The 5507-nt window shown below is 65.8% G+C and carries 3 rRNA genes; all 3 read right to left on the reverse strand.

Annotated elements, in window-relative coordinates:
- Positions 1–31: 31 nt before the first annotated feature.
- Positions 32–146, reverse strand: a 5S ribosomal RNA gene (gene rrf, locus GJE22_RS09860).
- A gap of 139 nt (positions 147–285) precedes the next feature.
- Positions 286–3256: ribosomal RNA gene (locus GJE22_RS09865) — 23S ribosomal RNA — on the reverse strand.
- A 392-nt stretch (positions 3257–3648) separates the two neighbouring features.
- Positions 3649–5152 (reverse strand): 16S ribosomal RNA (locus GJE22_RS09870).
- Together the 16S, 23S and 5S rRNA genes form the textbook arrangement of a ribosomal RNA operon.
- Positions 5153–5507: the final 355 nt, after the last annotated feature.

Genomic DNA, 5507 nt, shown 5'->3' on the forward strand with positions numbered 1-5507 from the left:
ATGTTAAGCGAACGGCTCGGTGCCGTCCACCGGTCAGCGGCGCCCTGCCCTCCCACGGTCTACACCGCAGTACTCTCGGCGCTCGGGGGCTTAGCTTCCGGGTTCGGAACGGGACCGGGCGTACCCCCCCTGCCATGGCCGCTGACCGGTGGGCGGCGCCCGCCGGCCCGGGGAACCTACGCCCCCGCGTGCCCTCAGGGCCGCACAGCGCGTAGCGCGACCTCCCGGAACCCGTGGGGAGCGCCCGAGCGGCGGCGACCGCCGACCATCCCGGCGGGCCCGTCGAGCGGGTGAAGAGCTCGGGCGATTAGTACCGCTCGGCTGAGGCCGTCGCCGACCTTGCACCTGCGGCCTATCGAACCGGTGGTCTACCGGTGCCCTTACCGAAGGGAGACCCAATCTCTGGAACGGCTTCCCGCTTAGATGCCTTCAGCGGTTATCCGCGCCGCACGCGGCTACCCGGCCGTGCCGTTGGTCGACAACCGGTTCACCGGAGGTGCGTCCACCCCGGTCCTCTCGTACTAGGGGCAGCCTCCATCAAGTCTCCTGCGCCCACGGAGGATAGGGACCGAACTGTCTCACGACGTTCTGAACCCAGCTCGCGTACCGCTTTAAACGGCGAACAGCCGTACCCTTGGGACCTGCTCCAGCCCCAGGATGCGATGAGCCGACATCGAGGTGCCAAACCTTGCCGTCGATGTGGACTCTTGGGCAAGATCAGCCTGTTATCCCCGGAGTACCTTTTATCCGTTGAGCGACGGCCCTCCCACGTGGGGCCGCCGGATCACTAGAGCCTGCTTTCGCACCTGCTCGTCTTGTAGGACTCGCAGTCAAGCTGGCTTGCGCTCTTGCACTCTATGAGGGCGGTTGCCGACCGCCCCGAGCCAACCTTCGCGCGCCTCCGTTACCCTTTAGGAGGCGACCGCCCCAGTCAAACTGCCCACCTGGCACGGTCCCCCCGCCGGATCGCGGCCGGGGGTTAGGACGCCGCACGGGAGGGGGCGGTATTCCAAGGTCGGCTCCACCGGGGCTGGCGCCCCGGCTTCGAAGCCTCCCGCCTATCCTCTACGCTCCCGAGCAGCGGCCAATGCCAAGCTGCAGTGAAGGTTCACGGGGTCTTTCCGTCCTTCCGTGGGTAGGTCGCATCTTCACGACCAGTGCAATTTCACCGGGTCCGTGGTCGAGACAGCGCCCAAGTCGTTGCGCCTTTCGTGCAGGTCGGAACTTACCCGACAAGGAATTTCGCTACCTTAGGACCGTTATAGTTACGGCCGCCGTTTACCGGGGCTTGGCTTCGGAGCTTCGCCTTGCGGCTGACCCCTCCGCGTGACCTTCCGGCACCGGGCAGGCGTCAGACCCTATACGTCGCCTTGCGGCTTCTGCAGAGTCCTGTGTTTTTGGTAAACAGTCGCTTGGGCCTCTTCACTGCGGCTGGCCTCGGCTCGCCCGGCAAGCGGGTCCACCTACGCGCCAGCACCCCTTCTCCCTAGGTTACGGGGCCATTGTGCCGAGTTCCTTGACCACGGTTGACCCGATCGCCTCGGTATGTTCTACCCACCCACCTGTGTCGGTTTGCGGTACGGGCGCGCACGCGCCTGCCTAGCGGTTTTTCTAGGGACCACGGGCTCACTCGCTTCGCTCAGTCGCTTCGTCCGGAGCCTAACCCTCGCGCCGGGGGGACTTCCCTCCCCGGCGGGCCGCGCTCCATCACCGGGACGTCCAGAACCCGGCCGAGCCACCCCCATCCGTCGCCGCATCGGTCATAGCGCCGCGTGCGCGGTGCAGGAATGTCTGCCTGCTGCGCTTCGGCTACGCCTTCCGGCCTCGCCTTAGCCCCCGACTGACCCTGGGGGGATTAGCCTCGCCCAGGAAACCTCGGGTTCACGGCGGTGGAGTTACCCTCTCCACTCTCGCTACTCATGCCAGCATCCTCGCTCCCGCGCGGTCCACCGTCGGTCGCCCTCCGGCTTCGCCCCCCGCGGGACGCTCCCCTACCATACGTCAAGACGTATCCGCCGCTTCGGCGCCGTGCTTAGCCCCGTGTATTGTCGGCGCATGTCCACTCGGCCAGTGAGCTGTTACGCACTCTTTGAAGGGGTGGCTGCTTCTAAGCCAACCTCCTGGCTGTCTGGGCGGACGCACATCCTTTGCCACTCGGCACGGACTTGGGGGCCTTGGCGGGCGGTCTGGGCTGTTTCCCTCTCGAGCACACAGCTTAGCCCACATGCTCTGACTGCCGGCCTCTGATCCGGCGGCATTCGGAGTTCGGTCGGGATCGGTAGGCGGCGAAGCCCCCTCACCCGTCCGGTGCTCTACCTCCGCCGGAGAACGGCCGACGCTAGCCCTAAAGCTATTTCGGGGAGAACGAGATATCTCCGGGTTTGATTGGCCTTTCACCCCTATCCCCAGGTCATCGGAGCACTTTTCAACGTACTGCCGTTCGGCCCTCCACGGGGTCTTACCCCCGCTTCAGCCTGCCCAGGGATAGCTCACCCGGCTTCGCGTCCAGCGCGCGCGACTCGACGCCCTGTTCGGACTCGACTTCTCTGCGGCTCGCTTCCCAGCTTAACCTCGCCGCGCGCGTCTGACTCGCTGGCTCATTCTACAAAAGGCACGCCGTCACACCAGATGGTGCTCCGACTGCTCGTGGGCGCACGGTTTCAGGTGCTGTTTCACTCCCCTCCCGGGGTGCTTTTCACCTTTCCCTCACGGTACTGGTCCACTATCGGTCGCAGGGTAGTGTTCAGGCTTGGATGGTGGTCCACCCAGGTTCGGACCGGGTTTCACGTGCCCGGCCCTACTCAGGGACCGCCTCCGGGGAGTCGCTGCGGGTGGGCGTACGGGGCCCTAACCCTCTGCGGCCGGCCTTCCCATGCCGTTCCGCCGCCCGCGCGACTACCCCGCCGGGAGCTGAGGCTCCCGGGCGGGCGGCCCTACAACCCCGGCGGCGCGAAGCCCTCAGGCCGCGTGCGCTCGCCGGTTTGGCCGTCGCCCCCTTTCGCTCGCCGCTACTCGGGGGATCTCGTGATTGATTTCTCCTCCTCGGGGTACTTAGATGTTTCAGTTCCCCCGGTTCCCTCCCGGAAGCCTATGTGTTCAGCCACCGGGTGGCCGCGCTTCCGCGGCCGGGTTCTCCCATTCGGGCACCCCCGGATCGAAGGCCGTGTGCGCCTCCCCGGGGACTATCGCGGCTTGCCGCGCCCTTCGTCGGCTCCCTGCGCCAAGGCATCCGCCGTGCGCCCGTGACATCTTCCCGCCGCTCGGCGGGGCCACGGTTCATTCATGTATGAATAGCCAAGATGTTAATGTCGGTAACCTCGTATCTCTGAATATACAAGTTCGCAGGTAATGAATACCTACGCGATCGTCGTCGCTACATGATGCTTCCCACGTTCATATCAATGTGGTTCGCAGCGCACCGATCTCGTGATCGGTGCTAGGAGATCGCGCCGGAGCACGCCGTCAGGCATGTCTCCGCGCGCTATGCGGCTCTCAAGGTACGCGGGCGCGTGCCCCGGGGGCCGGACGCCGCGGGTGGCCGGCGGAGGCTTGCTAGACGGGATCGCCGGGCGGGAGCTCCCGCCCGCAGGGCATCCTCGGGGAACAAGTTCTAATCAGGTATTTCTTTCTAAAGGCTTATCTCCCTAGAAAGGAGGTGATCCAGCCGCACGTTCCCGTACGGCTACCTTGTTACGACTTCACCCCCCTCGCCCTCCACACCTTCGACGCCTCCCTCACGAGGTTGGGCCGGCGGCTTCGGGTGCAGACGACTCGGGTGGTGTGACGGGCGGTGTGTACAAGGCCCGGGAACGCATTCACCGCGGCATGCTGATCCGCGATTACTAGCAACTCCGACTTCGCGGGGGCGGGTTGCAGCCCCCGGTCCGAACTGGGGCAGGCTTTCGGGATCCGCTCCCCCTCGCGGGGTGGCAACCCTCTGTACCTGCCATTGTAGCACGTGTGCAGCCCCGCGCATAAGGGGCATGATGACTTGACGTCGTCCCCGCCCTCCTCCGCCTTGGCGGCGGCGGTCCCGCGTGGGTTCCCGGCATCACCCGATGGCAACACGCGGCGGGGGTTGCGCTCGTTGCGGGACTTAACCCAACATCTCACGACACGAGCTGACGACAGCCATGCACCACCTGTGGCGGCTCCTCTCGGCCACGGCGTCTCCGCCGCTTCACCGCCATGTCAAGCGCGGGTAAGGTTCTTCGCGTTGCTTCGAATTAAGCCACATGCTCCGCTGCTTGTGCGGGCCCCCGTCAATTCCTTTGAGTTTTAGCCTTGCGGCCGTACTCCCCAGGCGGGACGCTTAATGCGTTGGCTGCGGCACGGAGACTGCATCGTCCCCACACCTAGCGTCCATCGTTTACGGCTAGGACTACCAGGGTATCTAATCCTGTTCGCTCCCCTAGCTCTCGCGCCTCAGCGTCGGTGCCGGCCCAGAGGGCCGCCTTCGCCACCGGTGTTCCGCCCGATATCTGCGCATTCCACCGCTACACCGGGCGTTCCACCCTCCCCTGCCGGACCCAAGCCGCGCGGTTCGGGGGGCGGCCCGGGGTTGAGCCCCGGGATTTGACCCCCCGCCTGCGCGGCCGCCTACGCGCGCTTTACGCCCAATGAATCCGGATAACGCTCGCCCCCTACGTATTACCGCGGCTGCTGGCACGTAGTTAGCCGGGGCTTCTTCTGCAGGTACCGTCAGACTCGTCCCTGCTGAAAGCGGTTCACGACCCGAAGGCCTCCATCCCGCACGCGGCGTCGCTGCGTCAGGGTTCCCCCCATTGCGCAAGATTCCCCACTGCTGCCTCCCGTAGGAGTCTGGGCCGTGTCTCAGTCCCAATCTGGCCGGTCGGTCTCTCAACCCGGCTACCCGTAGTCGGCTTGGTAGGCCGTCACCCTACCAACTACCTGATGGGCCGCGACCCCATCCCGCGCCGCCGGAGCTTTGGCCCGGGCGCCATGCGGCTCCCGGGCGCCATCGGGTATCACCCGCGGTTTCCCGCGGCTGTCCCCGTGCGCAGGGCAGGTTGGTCACGTGTTACTCAGCCGTTCGCCGCTCGCTTCCCTCCGAGGAGGGGTGCCGCTCGACTTGCATGTGTTAGGCGCGCCGCCAGCGTTCATCCTGAGCCAGGATCGAACTCTCCGTCCAAATGATAGGACCCCGTGGGTCCCTGCTATCATGTGATTGGGCGGGAGCCCGCCCGGCCGGCATGACGCCGATCGGATCCATTCTCTCTGGGCGCGACGTCCTGGGAAAGGACGGGGACACTGATGTGTCCCTGTACTATAATCAGTGCATCGCTCTTTGATTTGAGAAGATGGTTCTCGAAGATTCCGTCTGTCTTCCTCCGCCGGAGAGCCGGGGTCTCCCCCGCTCCCCGCGGTATCCGGTTCCCAAGGTACGCTGCCTGCGGGCGCTCCGGCCCGCGCGGCAAGGAGATATAATGCCAGCCTCCCGGCCCCCGCGCAAGGGGGAATCGGGGGTTCACATTTCCTACATAATT

The organism is Enorma shizhengliae (assembly GCF_009676995.1).
GTDB lineage: Bacteria > Actinomycetota > Coriobacteriia > Coriobacteriales > Coriobacteriaceae > Enorma > Enorma massiliensis.